This is a genomic window from Effusibacillus dendaii (assembly GCF_015097055.1).
GTDB lineage: Bacteria > Bacillota > Bacilli > Tumebacillales > Effusibacillaceae > Effusibacillus > Effusibacillus dendaii.
In genome coordinates, this window is sequence record NZ_AP023366.1 from 1,367,053 (window position 1) to 1,385,636 (window position 18,584).

Here is an 18,584-nt window from a genome sequence, read left to right on the forward strand (position 1 = left end):
TGTATAGAGCGCTTTCAAGCGCCATCATTCAGATGTTATGAGGAGTGTGCAGAATGCTGGAACAACTTTCTTGGAAGGTTGGAGGACAACAGGGGGAAGGGATCGACTCAACCGGTGAGATCTTCGCCACCGCCCTTAACCGCAACGGGTACTACGTATACGGGTATCGTCACTTTTCTTCTCGGATCAAAGGCGGTCATACAAACTACAAAATTCGTGTAAGCACGAAACCGCGTCGGGCAAATGCTGACAATCTGGACATTCTGATCGCATTCGACCAAGAAACAATCGATTTTAATGCGCATGAATTACGATCAGGCGGCGTGATTATTGCAGATGAAAAATTCAAACCGGTTCCGCCATCCGGACAAGACATTCGTTTCTATACGGTTCCATTAACCAAACTGGCAGAGGAAGCAGGTTCTGCCATTATGAAAAATATGGTGTCGATCGGCGCGACCGCTTGTATTCTCGGTCTGCCTGCCACAACATTCGAAAGCCTTATTTCCGACATGTTCCTTCGCAAAGGTCAAAAAGTGGTGGATTCGAACATGGCGGCCATTCAAAAAGGCCTTGATTACATGAAAGAACATGGCGGTGAACTCGCGGACTTCCATTTACAGCCAGGAGATGGCAAACAGCGTCTGTTTATGATGGGGAACGATGCGATTGGACTCGGGGCGTTAGCTGCAGGAGCTCGCGTGATGCCAGCTTACCCGATTACACCTGCGTCCGATGTAATGGAATACCTGATTAAGAAATTTCCGAAGGTCGGCGGTCATGTCATTCAAACGGAAGATGAAATTGCTGCCATTACCATGACGATCGGTGCCAACTTCGCCGGAGTTCGTGCCTTGACTGCTACTTCCGGTCCGGGTCTCTCCTTGATGATGGAGGCAATTGGCTTGGCAGGCATGACCGAAACACCTGTCGTGATCATCGATACGCAGCGCGGTGGTCCTTCTACCGGTATGCCTACGAAACATGAACAATCTGACATGTATGCCGTCTTATTTGGTACACATGGTGAAATAGCAAAAATCGTACTTGCTCCGGCAACTGCAGAAGAATGTTTTTATATGACAATTGATGCGTTCAACTACGCAGAGAAATATCAAACACCGGTTATTTTGATCACCGATTTGGCATTGTCTCTGGCAAAACAATCGGTAGAACCGCTTGACTTTGATAAAATTCAAATTGACCGCGGCAAATTGGCAACCGAAGAACAATTGGCGGCTGTAGAAGCAGGCAAACTGTTTAAGCGTTATGAATTTACAGCAGACAATATTTCGCCGCGCGTGTTCCCTGGCCAAAAAGGCGGGATTCACCATGTAACCGGCGTTGAACATATTGAAACCGGCCGTCCTACAGAAGATGCGACCGTCCGCACAAAAATGATGAACAAACGGTTAAATAAAGTCCAAGGAGAATTGCCGAATTCGTTGACATATACCGGCGCCGAAAACCCGGAACTGTTAGTCGTATCGGTGGGTTCGACAATCGGTGTAGTGGATGAAGCGCTTGATCGCTTGACACAGGAAGGCAAGCAGGTTGCACATGCCCATTTGCGTGTGATTTCGCCCTTCCCGACTGAAACTCTGCAGAAATATGTCGACAAAGCAAAGAAAGTTTTGGTGGTGGAGAACAACGCAACCGGCCAATTGAGACATCTCATGCAGTTCTTCGGCGTCAAAGGCACATTCCACTCCCAGTTAAAATATGACGGCAACCCGTACGTTCCTAGTGAAATTTACTCTCATTGTAAGGAGCTGTTCTAAAATGGCAACAGTAAAAGATTTCCGTAATGAAGTTCGCCCCAATTGGTGCCCCGGCTGTGGAGATTTCTCCGTTCAGGCAGCCATTCAACGGGCATTGGCAAACATTGGGAAAGAGCCGGAACAGGTGGCTGTGATTTCCGGCATTGGTTGTTCCGGACGGATTTCCGGCTATATTCATTCCTACGGGTTCCATGGTATTCACGGACGCGCACTGCCAATCGCGCAGGGCGTTAAACTGGCAAACCGCGATTTGACAGTGATTGCATCTGGCGGAGACGGAGACGGTTTTGGTATCGGTTTAAACCATTTCATGCATGCGGTTCGCCGTAACATGGACATCACTTACATTGTGATGGATAACCAAATTTATGGTTTGACCAAAGGGCAAACAAGTCCCACATCGGCACACGGTTTCAAAAATAAAACGACGCCGGAAGGGAATATTGAACACGCTTTAACACCGTCGCAAGTGGCGCTCGGTGCCGGGATTTCCTTCCTCGCACAAGGTTTTTCGACCGACATCAATCAATTAACCCGTCTGATTGAAGAGGCGATCAACCATAAAGGATTCTCGCTCGTGAACGTATTCTCGCCTTGCGTAACGTTCAACAAAATCAATACGTACGACTGGTTTAAGGAACATATTGTGAACCTGGACAATGATGAATCGTATGATCCATCCAACCGGACGGCTGCCATGACAAAAGTGATTGAAACAAACGGTCTTTGCACCGGTCTGATTTACAAGGAAGATCGAGTGGCTTACGAAGACTTGATACCGGGTTATAAACCGGAAGCGCTTGTCAACCAAGACATTTCGCTTGACCGCGACCTGTTTGAACAGTGCCTGAAAGAGTTCGCTTAATAAAGGCTTTTTACCTAAAGAAAACCTGGCCTCGCCACGCCTCTGGTGCAGGCGAGTCAAAGTTACACTCACCCAAAGTAACCTATCGACCAAAAACAAACCCTGCTTCCATTTTAAGTAGCAGGGTTTACTTTTGGTGAGTAAAAGGATGCCTAATTTGTTGAATTCGTTCCATAACAAGAGGGTACACCTGATCCCTCATGATGGGAGAATAGGATTCATCTTGCAAAATTTCGTTTCTGGTGGGCGGTCTGTCACACACCCTGATGTCTTCCGTCTCAAAACCGGCGGGCATGTCGTGTAATTTGAACACGCGACCGACATAGACCGATTTTACCATCGAAACTTCCCGTTCGCCAATAATCGTGTACTGTCCGATCCACTCTGCCGCATCCAGTTCCGCTCCTGTTTCTTCATACGTCTCGCGGATCGCCGCCTGAAGGGGCCACTCATCCAGTTCGACCGTACCGCCCGGCACTTCCCACCCTCTCCGCTTGTTTTTCGTAAGAATCAGTTTCCCCTCATAAAATGCAAATACCAACACGTAACCAGCCGATGCTGCATCCTCCGGTCGGAACGAAAGAGTTACCTGTCCGCCATAAGACCCTGGAAATTGAAATTGATCGTTCACTTCGCTCCCCCTTTGGCGTTGATCCGATAGGAGATCATCCTGGCTGCCTGCGTCCCTTGTGCCACAGATACGGCAACACTTGAGAAAATCGGACTTGTACAAATATCTCCTGCAGCAAACACATCACGAATATCTGTCTCACCGTAGCGATCTGTCTCCACAAATCCCCCTTCTGTCAAATTCAGCTTCCCCTCCAAAAGACGGTTATTCGGTTGGACGCCGATTCGGACAAAAACGGCTTCTGCCGGAATCTCGCGTTGACTTCCTTCCTGCACCACGACAAGCCCCTTCACACGTTCATCTGAAGAAATTCGTTCAACGACCGTACCGGTCATCATCTCAATCCGTGGATGTTCTCTGACAGCCTGCAAAAACTCACTGCGCGCGCGGAATTGATCAGAGCGATGAATCAGCGTAACCTGAGCCCCCTCTTCAGCCAGTAAAAGCGCCCCTTCCAGCGCCCGATCGCCGCCTCCCACCACCGCTACTTTTTTCCCCGCAAATTTGGCTCTGTCTCGGGAAGCGGAGTAGATCTCCCGGCGTGCAATCATTTCGGCTTCTCCCGGCACCCCGAGTCTGCGATCTTCTGCTCCCAAAGCCAAGATAAGCGCCTTGGCAGCAAATTCCCCCTGATTTGTGATGATCTTTTTTTGATCCGGGTCTATAGATGAAATATCAACACCACAGCGATAATCTGCCCCTGAATGGTCGATATGCTCAATAAACCGTTTCTGCAGTTCCTGGCCATTTTGGGCCCAAATCCCCAGATAGTCTATGATCGGATTATGTATCCTGCTCAATTGACCGCCAAGCTGCTCGCTTCGTTCCAACAGGACGGCGCGAAGTCCCAACCTATGACTCCAAAGCAGGGCAGATAGACCGGCCGGTCCGCCGCCTGCCACCACAACGTCATACATCCTTCTCTCTCCCTTCGGGCAAGCCTTAGCCGGATAAAAATTGGTCTACCTTTTGCTCGAACTCCAACCAACCGGAGACGCGCGGACAATTCACATTCCGGTTATACGGATAATCCATCGCCACCGCGATTCGGCCTGCCGCCATAAAAGCATTCAGATTTGGCGGCGCATCATCAAACAGCAAATCGCCGCTGATCAAATCTTTCCGATGGGCAAAAATAAGATTGTGCCGCCCCAGAAACGGCAAATGTTCCGCTACCCACGCTTCCTTCTCCTGATAGGCGATCGGTGACGGAGGGGCGGTCACAATCACAACGTCAAACCGCTGGGTCAGCCGCTCCATCACTTCCACCGCATGCGGTAACGGCTGCAAACAGGAAAATAAGCCGGGTTCTTTCAGATATTCGTAGATCTTCTCCCCACATTCCGGCTTCACGTACGATTTCGCATCCCAGCTCAGTACCCGTTCCGGCGTCAAATCGTCCTGATAATCCCGGTTGTAACGTCCGTGCCACTCACTCATCAAATCAACAAGTACAGAATCCATATCGATACAGAGAATTTTTTTCTTCAAACTGCCTACGCCTCCAGGTGCTTGAATGAGCCGTTCAAAGTTTCGCTTGCACAAGAACTTTACAGGCACTGCCCAACCCTTGCGGCAGATACAAAGTCAACATTTTCTGCAAATCAAAATCGGCTTGCAGATCAAGAAACGCCTTCCTTTGCATGATTTCCACCTGTTTCAAAAATCCGAACTTCTCCAAAAATTCGCCTTGTGTCATGTAATCGACCGTAAACAGTCCCAGCCGGGAGCCGACTTGTTCCAGATAGCCAAAATCTACATCGGCTGTAATGTCCTGCTCGCCAATCCGAACCAAAGGGTCATCGACAAGCGTTTGTTTGTAATAGCAGCGAATCTCGCGGGAACGATCAAACGGCTCGAAAGCGGCAGCCGACCGATCCCCATAATCAATCGTCAAAAGAAACCCTCGCCGCAAGCAGGCTGCCATGTCTGCCAATACATGGCCAGCAAGCGGACAGACAGTCCACCGATCCCCCGTTTCCCATTCGGCAGACAAGGAAGCGGGCAGCAGTTCAGCCAATTTTTCGTCGGACAATGGGGCGATGGTTTCCTCAAACCGCCGGGTCTCTCCCGTCTCCACAAACGAGACATAGAGTTCCTTCCACATACCGTCATCTCGAATCAGACGATGGACAGGCAGAGCGTCAAACAGCTCGTTGCTGAGGACCGCACCGATTAGTTCCCCATACCCCTCCACTTCTTGCAAAGTTTGATACCATCCTATCCGCTCGCGGGCAACGTCAGCCGTTACATCCTTCTGTATTTTCTGCAGTACGCCACTCTGCTCCACAATCAGGTAGCGAACCTCAGGTACACGCTGCAGCTTCTGACTTCCCGACTGCGATTCCATCAAACGATCCCATTCACGCAAAAGATCATGTGCCAAAGCTCCTGTTCCTGCCCCCATTTCAACAATTGCAAACGAAGCAGGGCAGCCCAAATGCTCCCACATACGAAAAATTTGCCGTGCCACGCACTCGCCAAATATCGGATGTACCATCGGTGCCGTGTAAAAATCGCCCTGTTCGCCAATTGTCATCCCAGCCCGATTGTAATACCCCCATTCCGGGTGATATAACGCCTCCGTCATAAATTCGGCGAACGGAAGGCGACCGCCAGCCTGGTGGATCCGTTTTTTGATTGCCAACTCTAATTGATTCATCTTGTTCACCACTCGCCTTTATTCTAGCAGAGATGTACATTTATTAGCTAAGGTGACTTGTTTTATAATCGGTTAAACCTTGATATATATGAGTTTTTATTTCGGTTAATCGGATTTAAAAGTTTCATTTTGGGGACGATATGATAAATTTAGTCCCCAATTCGTCCCCCGTCATGTCACCATTATACCAAAAGAAAAAGGCCTTCAATGGGCCTTCTCTAATTTCTCGATTTCAGCACATATTTCATGTTGCCATTCCATATCATTTGTCATAGAGGCAACCAAAGAAAGGTTCTCAAGCGTAGCGAGCTTCCAGGCCCTCTTTGCGTTCGCCTCTAGGCATTGCTCCATTTCTTTCATTTCGTCCTCTGTCAGAGGGCGTTTTTTATTGATCGTCCAAAGTTCGGCGAGCCTTTGCATGACCACCCACATTCTTACCACCCCCACCAGAACACCTTCCCGATTGCGGCTGGCAATACCTTAAACGCCAGCCATCCCACCACAGTTGCACAAAAGAGTATCCCTATTAGACTGATTGCCTCTCCGATCACTTTTGATACCAACCACACTTTGATTAGCTCTTTCATATCCATCCTCCATTCGGTTTGATGGTATATCTTATGCACGTTATATCGTTATTGATGACAACATTTTTAGCATTTATGACAAAAAAATTAGCCGCCTATTCTTGCGGCCATATATCATAAACAGAAACACCTAAAACTCTTGCTATTGCATAAGCCTTGTCAAGAGGCGGAACAGTACCATTTATGTATGAGGTTATGGTATTTCTATTTATGCCTGTTTTATCAGACAACCATTTAATTGTCCTGCCGTCCAGAACGGCTTTAAGTCTATTCTCCAACTCCCCCACCTCACAGGATACTTCGAGACGGAGGCTGTCGAATCCTTTGGCGATAGATGGGATGTTTTGGCGAAAAGACAAAGAGCCGCCGAATTGGCAGCCCTTTGTCTTGGAGAATAAGGGACAAAGCCCTGTCAGATCAAACCGAGATTGTGTTACCCATCCCGTCTTCCCAGCCGTTTACGTCCTCGCCGTTGTCCAGGTCTTCAATGATGCGGTTCATGTCGTCGAGATCTGCCGGGGTGATCGTTGCGACAACCTCCCCACCTTTCACAACTTCAAACTCGTGCAGATCGTGGTCAAATTCCTTCTCGACAACCGTGTAACCTTTCCGTTCCCATGTTTTCATTTTCATTCGCTCCTTTTTGGTTTGTTTTTATGTCATTTCCTGCTGTGGTTTAAATATAACATATAATAAATTACATGTAAATAGCTATATACAAAAAATAGAGATTATTTTCTTGACCTTTTGTTTTTGGCGTACTCTTCTAAGTCCTCTCGCAGATAAAGGCGCGTTTTTCGAGCGTACCCAAATTCAACAAAGGGGACGATCCCGCCAGTTGCAACTGATTGGTTAAAAGCGGATACGGATTGGCCCGTTATAGTCCGAGCCTTGTCCTGCATGACCAGATTGTCCTTGATCCACTTTTTGATTTCGTCTTTATTCATCGTGTTCACCTTCCAAGTATGGTTTGTGGTATTCCTCTTCGCCGCGCTTACGGGCGGCAGTGGCTTCTTCGACCGTTGCGTATTCCCCGAGATAATATGATTTGCTTTTTACTCGGATATTTGCGCGATATACGATTGTGCCGTCTTTCTTGCGCTTACGGGATACGCCTTTAACACCAGTTGAGTTGTCTGTTCGTAGCTTACTTTTGAGGACTGGCGTAAACACACCGTCACTATATAAGTTCGCGTTATTATACTCTTGCAGCTCAACGCCTTTGTCCGATCGCAAACAGCCGCAAGATTGCGTCGTGCCGTCTTTTAAGTGCACACCGTCAACTATCGTTGTATTTCCGCAATCGCACATGCACTCCCAAAAAACGTGGCGCGACTTATAGGGTTTTGTATCAGATCTCCGCAAAACTTTCAGGCGGCCAAAAACAGATCCGGTTAGGTCATCTGTGTTCTTTTGGCTGGCGCGTTCTTTTTGCACGCAGCCGCATGAGACAGTGTGTCCAGTACGGAGGTTATACATCGTTACTATCTTTTCGTTACCACAGTCGCACTGGCAAAGCCAGCGCCGAGTGTACCCGTTTGGCTCGACTTCTTTTACTACTGTCAGCCGTCCATAGTGTTGCCCTGTCAGATCCATGCGCGGTTTTCCCATCATGCGACTTCCTTTTCTTCGATACGCTTCCAGTCTCCGTTAGCAACACGGATAAAGTAACGTTTGCCGACTTCGCAAATCTCGTAGATGCCGTCCGTTAATCTCCAACCGCTTTCGCCGTCCTCGTCATAGCTTGAGCTTACAAAATTTCGCAAGTATTTGTATTGCGGATCCTTGCCGAGGATCTGAGCGACCCACGTTTTTCCTTTACGGTTGTTTACCGCGAGCTCGACCAGTGCTTTTTGAGGAGCCTTTGATTCTGCCCACGCCATTTTCAGCGCTTCTGCAAAATACTCTTTAACGTTGCCTCCGAATTTCTTTTGACCAGCTCTTGCAATTCCCCACGCTTTGCTCATTACGTTCATTTTCATTTCCGGTTCCTCCTTGCCGTTATCTTATGTATTAATAATAACATGTAAATAATAATATGTAAATACGAACACAATACGAACATAATGTGAAGTTTCCGAAACAAAAAAAACCTCCCACCCCGAAGGGTAGGAGGCTCTCGCATATTAACTGTTTTGTGTCGGCTGACCGGACGCTTTCCGCAATTCATCGGCCAGACGGCCAATTTCTTTTCGCGCTTCGTCAGCGCCAGGCACAGACTCTATCAATCCGTATGACGCTTTCAAGCACGCAATGATCTTATTTGCATCGGATACACTCAGCATATAATCCACCTCACCTTTCAGGATCTTGTCCACGTCTGACCGGAAATCATCAACTGTCTTTCCGTACATGGCGAAATATTCATCCGGGTCGGTGTGATCCGTCCCGCCATACTGTAGCGCAATCTCATGATGAGAGCGAATGAAGTCGGCTCCGCGTCCGTAAACTGTGCATCTTTGAGCGAACCACCATGTAGCCATTACCCACTGTTTAGCAAAGTCATCAGCGTTGCTGGCACGACATAACTCATAGCCCTCTGTAAATTGATTAGCAGGTTGCCCAACGTGCCAGCCCACTTCATCAAACGGGAGGGTCAGCAGAATTTCATTCCAATCAATGAATCCGTGCGCGTTTGCATCACGGGAACCAGAATTGAAATAGGCTAACTGTTGCCTAGCAGTTGCCTGTGAAACGGTTTCGTGTAATACAAGATGTCGCGTTTCGGACCGTTTTCGGAAACTTCGATTAGCTGACTCGGTAATCAGTAACGTATTAACGGGAAACATTGCTGTCACCCTTTTCTTGTAACTGCGTCAACACTTTGGCGACAAACGGCGGCAATGGAACACCCAACAGGCCAAAGTTTTCCACGATGGATAATCCCTCCCGAGCCACATAGAAATAAATGGCGAGTGTACGGAAGATCGGTTCTTTGTTTCCTGTCAGCTGGTCGAATAGAACGGCTACGGCGACAACGACTAGAATAGCGGCCTTTCGTATGCCGCCCCAAAATGCCACTTCGCTGTCTAGGTTTTTGTTTTTGATAGCGGATAGGACACCAGTTATATAGTCAAGTACCATGAAAACAACTAATGCTTGCAATGCGGCATCCCACCCTCCTAACCATGTAGTGACCACCAGACTGACCACCGCGAACGCCGTATTAAAACTGATTTCTTTCACGTTCATCACTCTCCGTCTCCTATTTTTCAACAATAAAAAACACCTATTGGCGCTGTTGCAAAATATCAAGTATAACGTCTAATTTGTCGTTCAGGTCCTCAATCGTCAGTTTGCCTTTCTTTTTGTTGATCGCATCCAATTTCAATTGTCTCTGTTGCTCTTTTTCCTTTCGATCATCACCAAACTGGACTTTGTTGCCGTCTATTTTAGTCGGTTTCATTGCGCCGTCACCTCGACAATGTTTTTGTTTTCAGATGTAGGCTTACCTGCTCTTATTCGGATACGTCCTGAAATTGTACTACTTACTTTCAAAATAGCTTTACCGTTTGTAACTGGTTGTGTACATATGAGACTTCCATCATCATCGCGGAAAAAATCTACTGATAATAAGCTTCTATCTACATCCGCGGTTACAGTCGCTTCGTCTGTTCCATTTGCAACGATGGATGCTTTGTCCACCGAAACGATACCAGACTCAAACTTAGACAACCATTCAAGCTCTGTCATTACTTCCCAGCCATCCGCCAGGACAGCGCCATCGGGAATTCGTACATACCCGAAAGATCCACCGTTAAGGTATACGCCCTCTAAAATCAAGGTATTATCCATGTCAAAGCCTTTATTTTTAAATGGAACTCTCACATACATTCCAACTCACTCCAATTCGTAGACATAATCTATATATCCTGTGTAACTAGTGGCTCCGGTAACATATCCTCTTAGTTCAAATGAGCCATTGAAACTCAGATCAATTTCGGTGTAATTGGCAGAAGTCAGCATTGCATAAATACTAGGCCATCCTAAAACGGTTCCATTCGTTCCGGACGGGCTACTAAGTGACCACGATGCAATCTGTACTCCATCAATCAGTATCCTTACATTAAAATTTTGAGACGTGGTGCTGGTCGATGATATTCTTAATCTCAGTGCTACTAACCTACCTTTCCCGGATACACTGAGCATCGATACTTCTGTAGTACTTGTGGTGCTTACTGTTCCCGTATATTTCCCTGATCTCGCCCTCTGCGGCTTCGTGCTGATGTCATTTTGTATGCTGGACACTTTAGCATGCAAACTCCCAGAAGAATTTGCCGCATCTCCGCGCGTTCCCATCTGCCGCGTCAGAAAACCGTATATAGCGTCAAAAAACCCAAACATCACTGCACCTCCCATCGAACTGGCACACCATTTGCATCATAAGTCGGTATGAGTTTGTCACAGATCATAAACGTCCCATCACTTGCCGGAAGCCAGCGCCATATCTCGGTTATGTTACCGTTTGCGTCGTAATTGACGAGTGTTTTAGCGTTGGTTCCGTAGATGCCGTGTTTAAGGATGTATGTTCCAGATGTATTGGCAAAGATTTTGAAATGAAGCGCGTTTCCAGCTGTCCACGCCCCAGTTGAGCCTGATCTGTAATAGGTTGGATAGTTTGCATCTGCTGTCGTTTCACCACGCCACGCAATACGGTTTGTGCTATCACCAGCTTTTTTCAACACCACCCAATACTGTGCTCCGGATGTAAGTCCGGACAGGTCAATAGGAAGGCTTATATATCCGGCTGCCGTTTGGAACAACTTCGCCGGAAACGTGAATGATTTGATCAAGACACCATTGTTGCTTCCGTTCGGATTGAATGAGTTATCGCGAATCTCTACTGTCAGATCAGCTCCGTTGCCATACTTGATCAACTCTAACTCAATGCGTCCGATGGTTGTCTGGCCGGTCAACGTGAACCTGGCGTAATAAGTGAAAATCGATAAGTCACTATCGGCTGCTCCTGTACCTGTTTTAGCATCGGCCTGTGTGCCATCGAAAATAATGGATGACGGTTGAGCCGCCAAAATGGCGTTCATCGTCGCCTCGTCAAGCGTTGTAACACCGTTTTTAAAAGCGTTTAGCGTCAATATCTACACCCCCTATCCTGCTGTAAACGTCAATCTGCATTCGACCGTCAGCACCGTCTGCGCCGTCTTGCTGATCGGCGTAACTAATCTATTCAGCAACGTTCCACTGTCCTTTGCATCCGTACCAGCCACAAAAATACCAAACTCATTGAAATTCCCATTCGCTTCACCAGATAACAAAAACGTCCGAATCCGCGCCATGTTGGCTTGCCTAGACTTCGCGCTGACAATCTTCCGGAATGTTTCGGTTTGCAGTTTGGTATCGCCAGCCGCCGCTGCGGTTGTGCCGATTCCCATGGCCAGATGAAAAGGCAGGCTGTTACTTTGTTCGTTGATCAGCAGACTGGCCAGCAAATTGAGTCCCGCCTGCGTAATCAAGTTTTTCGCTTCAATTACCATTCCATCCTCATACGTAAAAAGCCAATCGCCTCGGATTGCGATTGACTCTGGTACTGCGATCATGCACTCACCTCCACGAAGCCGCATACAACGTCAGTCTCGTCGAATGGTTTCTTCCAGTTTCGTGCTTGTACACGCCCGTTTGCTTTCAACCGCAGGCGGCAGGGATGCGGTACTGTGATCGGATCGCGTTGCGCCGGATTGACCGATTGCCATGCGCTCCATGTCACGCCGCCGTCTACGCTGGTTTGGTACTCCATCCCGTTCGGATCACTGACATTTACGTTACTGCCTACAGTCGCAAACTCCTGTACCCACTTGCACTTGGAGATTGTTCCGTGGTTTTGGTTGATTGTTAGATCTTTTGCAACCGTACCGTTTCCATCGTTCAGCTTCCAGTATCCGACCAAACCGGACTCATTGCCTGTAAGTGGTACATGCAGGCTGGCTACAGGGCGGACAACATTCCACAGTCGTACTTCGCTTATGATGCCGTCAAAAGGATAGGTCGGAGTTCCATTATCTCTCACGCCGATGCAGAGTAGATACGAATTGCTATTTACGATTTCGCCTGAGTCAGCAAATTCGCTGTCAAAAACTCCGTTAATGTAGAACCGTAATTTACCAATGGAAGCGTCATAGGTTACGGCAATATTTGACCTTGCATCATCCGGTATGGTTCCAACTGACGTTCCTTTTACGGCCCACGCATTATTCGTCGTTGATAAAAAGTCGATATGTCCATCAGGTGAAACTCGAAACTTATAATCCAACTCTTTTGATAACACATGCCCAGTCGGTGCGGTTCTTCCTTTTCTCGGTATGACCGTTGCCTCAATTGTTAATGTATTCGTCATGTTAAATACAGAACTGTTTGGTATAACGACACTACTATCTGCGCCGTTAAATGCAAGAGCCGAACCGGGTTTAAGAGAGTCAATCTCCACACTCTGCTCCACCTTCCAGCCGGTTGCTCGTGAAGTCGTCACAACCTCATCCGTCAGCTTGGCAGTCTCCGCGCCGTAGGCGAATTTGTGCAGCAGCGCCGTGTCGTTTAGCTTCTTTTTCTGCTGTGCAGAGAGCATCGCTTTGAGAAAGTCCGCTATGCCCAACAGTCTACCGCCATACTCGACCTTGTACGTCCACAGCGTATCCGTCGCCGGTGTGATCGTCACTTTTTGGACGAGAAACGTACCGTTTATACCTCGGTCTGGCAGGTCGATCGTGACCAGTTGCCCCGGTGCCCAGCCGCTTATCTCCGTTTCGAAGGAACCTTTCACGATTGGATTGGCATGCAGTCTGAGATCCGCGTTTCCCGCCGCCTCCGCCGCATCAATCGTGGTCAGGCTGTCGTCTGTAATGGCGTACTCATATACGCCGTCACCGCCTTGTACCTTTGCAATCGCCTGCTGACTTTGGATGTCCTCCACCATCGTGATGACATCGAGGTCGTATTTGTATGTCCATGAGATTGTTGTTCCGGATGCAATGGTTGCTGTCTGATTGCTTGCCCGTACGTATTTTTCCTCATAGTTCATCATGTAGTCGAATTGTGCTTCATCATGGACATTCTCGATGCCGACCCGAACTGCAGTACCATTAACCGTCATGGAAATTTGATGCGGCTTGTGCGGCAAAACCCATTGTCTGGCCGCGCCGTCCGCTTTGATTGAGTACGTCCATGGATCGGAGAGCATTGTACCGCCGCGAACGTAAACGCGGTTCCTTAGTCCTTGCTGATCGATGGTATGTTTGAGATTTCGGAAGTAGCCGCCTGGCTTCAACGTAATCGGCGCAGGACTCGCCACGTTTTCCGCGTTATAAAATGAAAGGTCTTTGAAATAATCCGGCTGCCACTGCCATCCAACATAATCACACAACTGTTTAAACGATTCGCTGACAGGTGTGTAATCGAACGAAATGGCTTCGATGGTCGGCGCTCCTGCCTTTACACCGTTTGCGATAAAGCCCGGACAATACTTTGTAACGATGTCGCGGAATATTGCGTCTGCGGTCATATTTGCATATGTTTCCACCACAAGCCGCCGATCTAACAGCGCCGTGTAGTCGTCACATTGTACGCTCCACACATTTGTTGATCGGTCTGGCGTGGTGTACGCGAGATCGACTTTTGTGATGATGCCAGCAAAAAGGCGACCAAGCGAATCATCCGATATGATCACCTCGTCACCTTCTGTCGGTTGTACGCCGCGTACATGAAAATCCGCTGTGTCGATCTGGTACGTCAGAGCCTGCTGAATGGACAGCGTACCTTTTTCGTAGTCATTCGCAAAACGATCAACGCCAGCGATATAAATATGCCGCGCCATTAGAGTCTCACCCCGCGTCTTTGCAGTTCTCGGATAAGTTGGTCAGCTTGGTCGGAGGCGTTGGAGCCTTGAACCGTGATATATATACCGCCGTAATTTACGGTGCTTGAACTTGTATTGTAGCTACTTCCTACCATAGCTGGTGAAATGATTGGCAATGACGGGTTCAACGAGAAGGCCATACCATTTACAACCTCCTGTAGTTTCGGCATATTCTCTTGTATGCCTGCTGTAAACATCTTCATAAAGTTAGGTGCCCATTTGTCAGCATCGCGCCCTGCTCCCAGTTCGGTCGGAGAGTGAAAGCCTAGATAACCAGCGATTGTTTTACCTGCATCAGAAAGTGACTCAACCAATCTATCAAAAGCTGATCGAAAACCCTGAATGAATGTATCGAGTAAATTAGCGCCCCAATTCCAAGCCTCATCAATCAAGCTTTTAAACCCTGATGAAATGCGCTCCCAAACACCGGAAATGACTCCATATATTGCGTTCCATGCATTATTGACTTGTCCTTTCAATCTTTCCCACAAACCGGAGAGCCAGTTGGAAATCGTTGACCAAATTGTCATGGTGGTCTGGCTGATCGTATTCCAAACGTCTTTTACCTTTGTGCTGATTGCGTCCCAAATAGAGGATAAAGTGTCTGTAATAGCCTGCCATATTTCTTGCGCGTCTTGTTTGGCTTTGGCCCAAGTGTTACGAATGAAATCAACCAAATCCTTGAAATAGTAGTTGTGGTCATACATCCATTGAAACGCATTGACAACAAAGTTTTTAACGGCATCCCACGCTTCTATAGTCGCTTGCTTAATCGATTCCCAGTGCTTTACGACTTCAAAAATGAGTAGCCCGATTGGCCCTGTAGCAACGGCTAAGATCGTCGGTCCCCAAGTTTTGAAGAACCCAACGATAGCATCCAGAGCGTTTGAGAATACTTGCTTGACACCCTCCCACGTTGATGCAAAAAACGCCTTTATCCCATCCCAATGCTGGTAGACAAGATAAGAGGCCGCTGCTACTGATCCAATTGCCAAAGACACGGCTAGCAGAATCGGATTGGACGCGGTAAGTAGCATCAATGCTACTCGCAATTCCTGGATCGCCTGGACCGTGTTTTTTATTTCGTTATACCCTTTAAACACGGCAAATCCGGCACCGATTCCGATTAACGCCGCCATTATTGGTTCGCTATTCTCTTTGATGAAGCCGAACACTTCTTTTACAGCGCCTCCGACTGATACAAGATCGTCCACCACGTTAGATGGAAGAATAGTCTTGAACGCTTCTACCGCTCCGCCTTCTTTGAGTGCATCGGTAAACTTGGTTGTTAAGTCTAGCGCTTTAGGCAACGCAACGTCTGTCAACCACTGAAATAAAGGTTGCATAACCTGCCCAAATGTAATGTTCAGGTTATCTTTAAGGGTTGACATCATGCCGGAGAATGATTTGCTTTGTGCATCCATCATGTTTGGAAATCGTTCTTCCATGCCTTTTACGAGAGCTTGAATGGCTTGATCTGCTGGAACAGCGCCTTTTGTTACCATATTTTGCAGTTCTGCTGTTGATACGCCGATGGATTTGGCGAGTATATCCCAAGCCGGTATTCCTGCCTCGACGAGCTGCAGCATTTCGTCAGATTGTACTTTACCTTTTGCCTGCATCTGGCCAAGCGCGATGGTTATACGGTTAACGCCCTCCGCTCCCAGTCCCAGACCTGCCGCCGCGTCACCTATACTTGTCAGCATTGGCTTAATTTGATCTGCGGCAAACCCGAAAGCAAGCAGTTTTTTCGCTGCATCCTCCACTTGAGGCAATTCAAACGGCGTATCTGCTGCAAACTTTGTTAGATCTTCCAGCATCGCTTTGGCTTGTTCGGCAGAACCAAGCATTTGCGTGAAAGCAATCTGATTTTGTTCCATGTTGGCGTTAAATTCAATTCCTCCACCAACCACGGCTCTAAAACCATCCGCAACCATCTGCAATCCGCCGTAAATTCCGGAAAATAGCAATGCTCCTTTCACAATCTCTGCGACCCTGCCAAACGATGAATACTTATTATTCAAATCATTCAAGTTGTCGGATTGCTTTTTTATCTCATTGCTCGTTCGTCGTAGTTGTGCTTCGAGTTCTGCTAGGTTTTTCTGCTCTTTAGACAATTGCAACGCTGCGGACTGTGTAGCTTTTGTGTTTTCGCCTTTCTCTTGCGCCAACTTTTGGTATTTATCGGCCAGTTTCTGCACCAATTGCTGTTGCAACTCAATCTGCTTTGACAACGACTCCGTTTGAGCTGTTAAAATGCGCTCTCTATCGTCGGTTTCGTCCAAACCAGCAGTTACGGTTTTAAGTTCATTACGTAGGATTCCAAGTCGTGTTCGCAATCCAGAAACAGTTTCTGTATAATTAGACAGTCCAGCGGTCGAAAAACTGTTGTCAAGGCTTTTGCCGAGATCAGAAACGGTTGTTTTTGCATCCTGGACTCCTTTCTTAAACTGCGAGAAGTCAAGCCCTAGTTTTACAAAAAGCGAACCAAGTTCCATTTATTTTTCACCGCCTTTCTAGTAATATTTGGAATAAAGACGAATATAAAAATAATCAAAAGAGGTGTTTCTAAGTGAAAAAGCTGTTTTTCGCAATTTTTTCTTTGTTTTTAGCCTTTTCAATCGCTGGTTGCGGTTCAAGTGCAACTCCTTCTGCATCAAAACCGAAAGTTGAAAGTGCAGAGGATACCGCCACAAACATTTTAAAAATGTCCTCTTTTCAACAGTGGGATCAACTTTACAGCTATTTGCATCCAGATGTGCAAGCAAAATACACAAAAGAACAGTTCATTGAAGATCGAAAGAAGGCAGGCGGCATTTTCGCAAATGTAAAGGACTACAAAGTTGATAAAGCGAGTATCGTAGAAAGCTGGACTGACAAAGACGGAACAGGGAAAACTTATCAGAATGCAGCAGAAGTTCCGTTTATACTAACCTTTAACGGCGATAAAACATTACGCGGCACAATTCACCTCGCTAAAACAAATGACGGCACTTGGAGATATTTTTGGTCGCCGATAAAAAACTAACGCCAACTCAATAACTCCTGCACGGTTAGCCGTTCCGGTTCTCCGGACGGCTTTTCTTTATCCTTCGAGACAGTATTTGCCTGAATGTGACGATCTGCCAAAGCAAACAGCTTGCGCGGTGTGCATCGCCAGAATTTTTCTTCACTCATGCACAAAATCACCGTACCGAGATATAATAGCCAAGCCCAATCCCACCCGTCGGTTATTTCTCCGGCGGGTTTTCTGTCTTTTTTTCGACTTGTGGCATGGAGGCGGTGAGTGCCTGATTGACAGCCGTTGACAACTCTTGCAGATCGGCCAAAGTGATAAGTTTTCCGACTTGCTTTTCAGTCAGGCTTTCATCCTCATGCAACAAACCGGCCCACAGAACCGCCCGTAATGCCTTTATGCTCCCTTTACCTACCTTTTCTAGCGTTTCGTCAATGCTGCCGAACTTATCTTCCAACTCCGCAAAGGCGTTCAGATCGTAGAGTAGAGAGCGTTCTTTATCGAGTGTTACTTGCACCGATTTCACACGAACATCCGCAAGATTTGACATCGTAAACCCTCCAAATATAAGATCAGGCGGCACTTAGGCCGCCCGTTTTGCTATTACGAAATCGCCGTTTTCGTTTCGTTCAGTACCAGATCGAACCACTTTCCGTTCGATGTGGCAGGCAGTGCGATAGCCTTGAACTTCACAGTACCGTAGTTGCCGGATGCGTCGTTCAGATCGATCTGCGGCGGGTCAGTGACTTTGCACTTGTACAGTACAACGTGTCCGTCTCCAATACCGTCACCCGCATATGTCCATTGGCCTTCCAGTTTGAAATACGGCGGCGTGCTGTTCGTCGCTTGCAATGAGTAGGTTGTGGTCTGGCTTGGAGTCGTACCCGCATCTGTGACCGTGCCGCCCATCATGACTTTCAGCGCATCAAGAGAAAGCAGCGAACACTCAATGTCCAGCTCCACTTCCGTTGTTTTTTGGTATACATCGAGAAGCGCACTGTCTCCGTACAGCTTTTTCATGTCTGCTTTCGGTGACAATGTAATTTTTGTGATGCCAGGAAGATCAACTGATGCAGAATAAGCTGGTGAAGCTCCGCTGTCCGATGTTAGTTGCGCAATTTTTGCATCAGACAGCTCCATCAGTTTGATTGTGTGGCTCAATGCCATATGAAAACACC

The 18,584-nt window shown here is 47.5% G+C and carries 26 protein-coding genes; 3 read left to right on the top strand and 23 right to left on the bottom strand.

What is annotated here, in order from left to right; translation table 11 throughout:
* Window positions 1–53: 53 nt before the first annotated feature.
* The gene (locus skT53_RS07265; protein WP_200760432.1) at window positions 54–1,781 is read left to right on the top strand and encodes a 2-oxoacid:acceptor oxidoreductase subunit alpha; all 1,728 of its coding nucleotides are present in this window, start codon (window positions 54–56) and stop codon (window positions 1,779–1,781) included.
* 1 nt (window position 1,782) lies between these two features.
* On the top strand, window positions 1,783–2,646 hold the full coding sequence (locus tag skT53_RS07270; protein WP_200760433.1) for a 2-oxoacid:ferredoxin oxidoreductase subunit beta: 864 nt from the start codon (window positions 1,783–1,785) through the stop codon (window positions 2,644–2,646).
* A 127-nt stretch (window positions 2,647–2,773) separates the two neighbouring features.
* On the opposite strand, the gene skT53_RS07275 is transcribed toward skT53_RS07270, so the two are convergent.
* From skT53_RS07275 to skT53_RS07370, 20 genes are all read right to left on the bottom strand, one after another.
* The gene (locus skT53_RS07275; protein ID WP_200760434.1) at window positions 2,774–3,277 is read right to left on the bottom strand and encodes an NUDIX domain-containing protein; all 504 of its coding nucleotides are present in this window, start codon (window positions 3,275–3,277) and stop codon (window positions 2,774–2,776) included.
* Window positions 3,274–4,194 carry an NAD(P)/FAD-dependent oxidoreductase gene (locus tag skT53_RS07280; RefSeq protein ID WP_200760435.1) on the bottom strand — a complete coding sequence of 307 codons (921 nt, stop codon included), beginning with the start codon at window positions 4,192–4,194 and terminating at the stop codon, window positions 3,274–3,276. Before skT53_RS07280 ends, skT53_RS07275 begins: the two co-directional genes overlap by 4 nt.
* A 25-nt stretch (window positions 4,195–4,219) precedes the next feature.
* Window positions 4,220–4,768 carry a 5' nucleotidase, NT5C type gene (locus skT53_RS07285; protein WP_226375367.1) on the bottom strand — a complete coding sequence of 183 codons (549 nt, stop codon included), beginning with the start codon at window positions 4,766–4,768 and terminating at the stop codon, window positions 4,220–4,222.
* 34 nt (window positions 4,769–4,802) lie between these two features.
* Window positions 4,803–5,939, bottom strand: a complete 1,137-nt coding sequence (locus skT53_RS07290; protein ID WP_200760436.1) for a class I SAM-dependent methyltransferase — start codon at window positions 5,937–5,939, stop codon at window positions 4,803–4,805.
* 204 nt (window positions 5,940–6,143) lie between these two features.
* On the bottom strand, window positions 6,144–6,371 hold the full coding sequence (locus skT53_RS07295; protein ID WP_200760437.1) for a DUF7667 family protein: 228 nt from the start codon (window positions 6,369–6,371) through the stop codon (window positions 6,144–6,146).
* Between the two features lie 2 nt (window positions 6,372–6,373).
* Window positions 6,374–6,526, bottom strand: a complete 153-nt coding sequence (locus tag skT53_RS07300; RefSeq protein ID WP_200760438.1) for a hypothetical protein — start codon at window positions 6,524–6,526, stop codon at window positions 6,374–6,376.
* A 95-nt stretch (window positions 6,527–6,621) separates the two neighbouring features.
* Window positions 6,622–6,813 carry a helix-turn-helix transcriptional regulator gene (locus tag skT53_RS07305; protein ID WP_226375368.1) on the bottom strand — a complete coding sequence of 64 codons (192 nt, stop codon included), beginning with the start codon at window positions 6,811–6,813 and terminating at the stop codon, window positions 6,622–6,624.
* 130 nt (window positions 6,814–6,943) lie between these two features.
* Entirely contained in the window at window positions 6,944–7,153 is a 210-nt protein-coding gene (locus skT53_RS07310) for a hypothetical protein (protein WP_200760440.1), read from the bottom strand.
* Window positions 7,154–7,257: 104 nt separating this feature from the next.
* Entirely contained in the window at window positions 7,258–7,473 is a 216-nt protein-coding gene (locus skT53_RS07315) for a hypothetical protein (protein ID WP_200760441.1), read from the bottom strand.
* Entirely contained in the window at window positions 7,466–8,137 is a 672-nt protein-coding gene (locus tag skT53_RS07320; RefSeq protein ID WP_200760442.1) for a hypothetical protein, read from the bottom strand. The genes skT53_RS07315 and skT53_RS07320 overlap by 8 nt, the downstream gene beginning before the upstream one ends.
* Window positions 8,137–8,508, bottom strand: a complete 372-nt coding sequence (locus tag skT53_RS07325) for a hypothetical protein (RefSeq protein ID WP_200760443.1) — start codon at window positions 8,506–8,508, stop codon at window positions 8,137–8,139. Before skT53_RS07325 ends, skT53_RS07320 begins: the two co-directional genes overlap by 1 nt.
* Window positions 8,509–8,652: 144 nt before the next feature.
* A complete protein-coding gene (locus skT53_RS07330; RefSeq protein ID WP_200760444.1) occupies window positions 8,653–9,315 on the bottom strand; it encodes a peptidoglycan recognition protein family protein in 663 nt (220 codons plus the stop codon).
* Entirely contained in the window at window positions 9,302–9,718 is a 417-nt protein-coding gene (locus tag skT53_RS07335; protein WP_200760445.1) for a phage holin family protein, read from the bottom strand. Before skT53_RS07335 ends, skT53_RS07330 begins: the two co-directional genes overlap by 14 nt.
* A gap of 37 nt (window positions 9,719–9,755) precedes the next feature.
* A complete protein-coding gene (locus skT53_RS07340; RefSeq protein ID WP_200760446.1) occupies window positions 9,756–9,932 on the bottom strand; it encodes a hypothetical protein in 177 nt (58 codons plus the stop codon).
* Window positions 9,929–10,360 carry a hypothetical protein gene (locus tag skT53_RS07345; RefSeq protein ID WP_200760447.1) on the bottom strand — a complete coding sequence of 144 codons (432 nt, stop codon included), beginning with the start codon at window positions 10,358–10,360 and terminating at the stop codon, window positions 9,929–9,931. Before skT53_RS07345 ends, skT53_RS07340 begins: the two co-directional genes overlap by 4 nt.
* Window positions 10,361–10,366: 6 nt before the next feature.
* The gene (locus skT53_RS07350) at window positions 10,367–10,870 is read right to left on the bottom strand and encodes a hypothetical protein (RefSeq protein WP_200760448.1); all 504 of its coding nucleotides are present in this window, start codon (window positions 10,868–10,870) and stop codon (window positions 10,367–10,369) included.
* Entirely contained in the window at window positions 10,870–11,619 is a 750-nt protein-coding gene (locus skT53_RS07355) for a choice-of-anchor R domain-containing protein (RefSeq protein ID WP_200760449.1), read from the bottom strand. Before skT53_RS07355 ends, skT53_RS07350 begins: the two co-directional genes overlap by 1 nt.
* A 12-nt stretch (window positions 11,620–11,631) precedes the next feature.
* On the bottom strand, window positions 11,632–12,081 hold the full coding sequence (locus tag skT53_RS07360; RefSeq protein ID WP_200760450.1) for a hypothetical protein: 450 nt from the start codon (window positions 12,079–12,081) through the stop codon (window positions 11,632–11,634).
* Complete coding sequence (locus skT53_RS07365; RefSeq protein ID WP_200760451.1) at window positions 12,078–14,348, bottom strand: LamG domain-containing protein; 2,271 nt, start codon at window positions 14,346–14,348, stop codon at window positions 12,078–12,080. Before skT53_RS07365 ends, skT53_RS07360 begins: the two co-directional genes overlap by 4 nt.
* On the bottom strand, window positions 14,348–16,888 hold the full coding sequence (locus tag skT53_RS07370; protein WP_200760452.1) for a tape measure protein: 2,541 nt from the start codon (window positions 16,886–16,888) through the stop codon (window positions 14,348–14,350). The genes skT53_RS07365 and skT53_RS07370 overlap by 1 nt, the downstream gene beginning before the upstream one ends.
* A 74-nt stretch (window positions 16,889–16,962) precedes the next feature.
* Between skT53_RS07370 and skT53_RS07375 the strand changes: the two genes are divergently transcribed.
* Window positions 16,963–17,418 (top strand): LptM family lipoprotein, encoded by a 456-nt coding sequence (locus skT53_RS07375; protein ID WP_200760453.1) that lies wholly within the window; start codon window positions 16,963–16,965, stop codon window positions 17,416–17,418.
* On the opposite strand, the gene skT53_RS07380 is transcribed toward skT53_RS07375, so the two are convergent.
* The 3 genes from skT53_RS07380 to skT53_RS07390 are packed head-to-tail and all read right to left on the bottom strand — an operon-like array spanning window position 17,415 to window position 18,573.
* Window positions 17,415–17,567 (bottom strand): hypothetical protein, encoded by a 153-nt coding sequence (locus tag skT53_RS07380; RefSeq protein ID WP_200760454.1) that lies wholly within the window; start codon window positions 17,565–17,567, stop codon window positions 17,415–17,417. The two genes, skT53_RS07375 and skT53_RS07380, sit on opposite strands and share 4 nt — an antisense overlap.
* A gap of 53 nt (window positions 17,568–17,620) precedes the next feature.
* Window positions 17,621–17,956, bottom strand: coding sequence for a hypothetical protein (locus skT53_RS07385; RefSeq protein ID WP_200760455.1), 336 nt, complete (start codon window positions 17,954–17,956; stop codon window positions 17,621–17,623).
* Between the two features lie 53 nt (window positions 17,957–18,009).
* On the bottom strand, window positions 18,010–18,573 hold the full coding sequence (locus skT53_RS07390) for a major tail protein (protein ID WP_200760456.1): 564 nt from the start codon (window positions 18,571–18,573) through the stop codon (window positions 18,010–18,012).
* Window positions 18,574–18,584 lie beyond the last annotated feature (11 nt).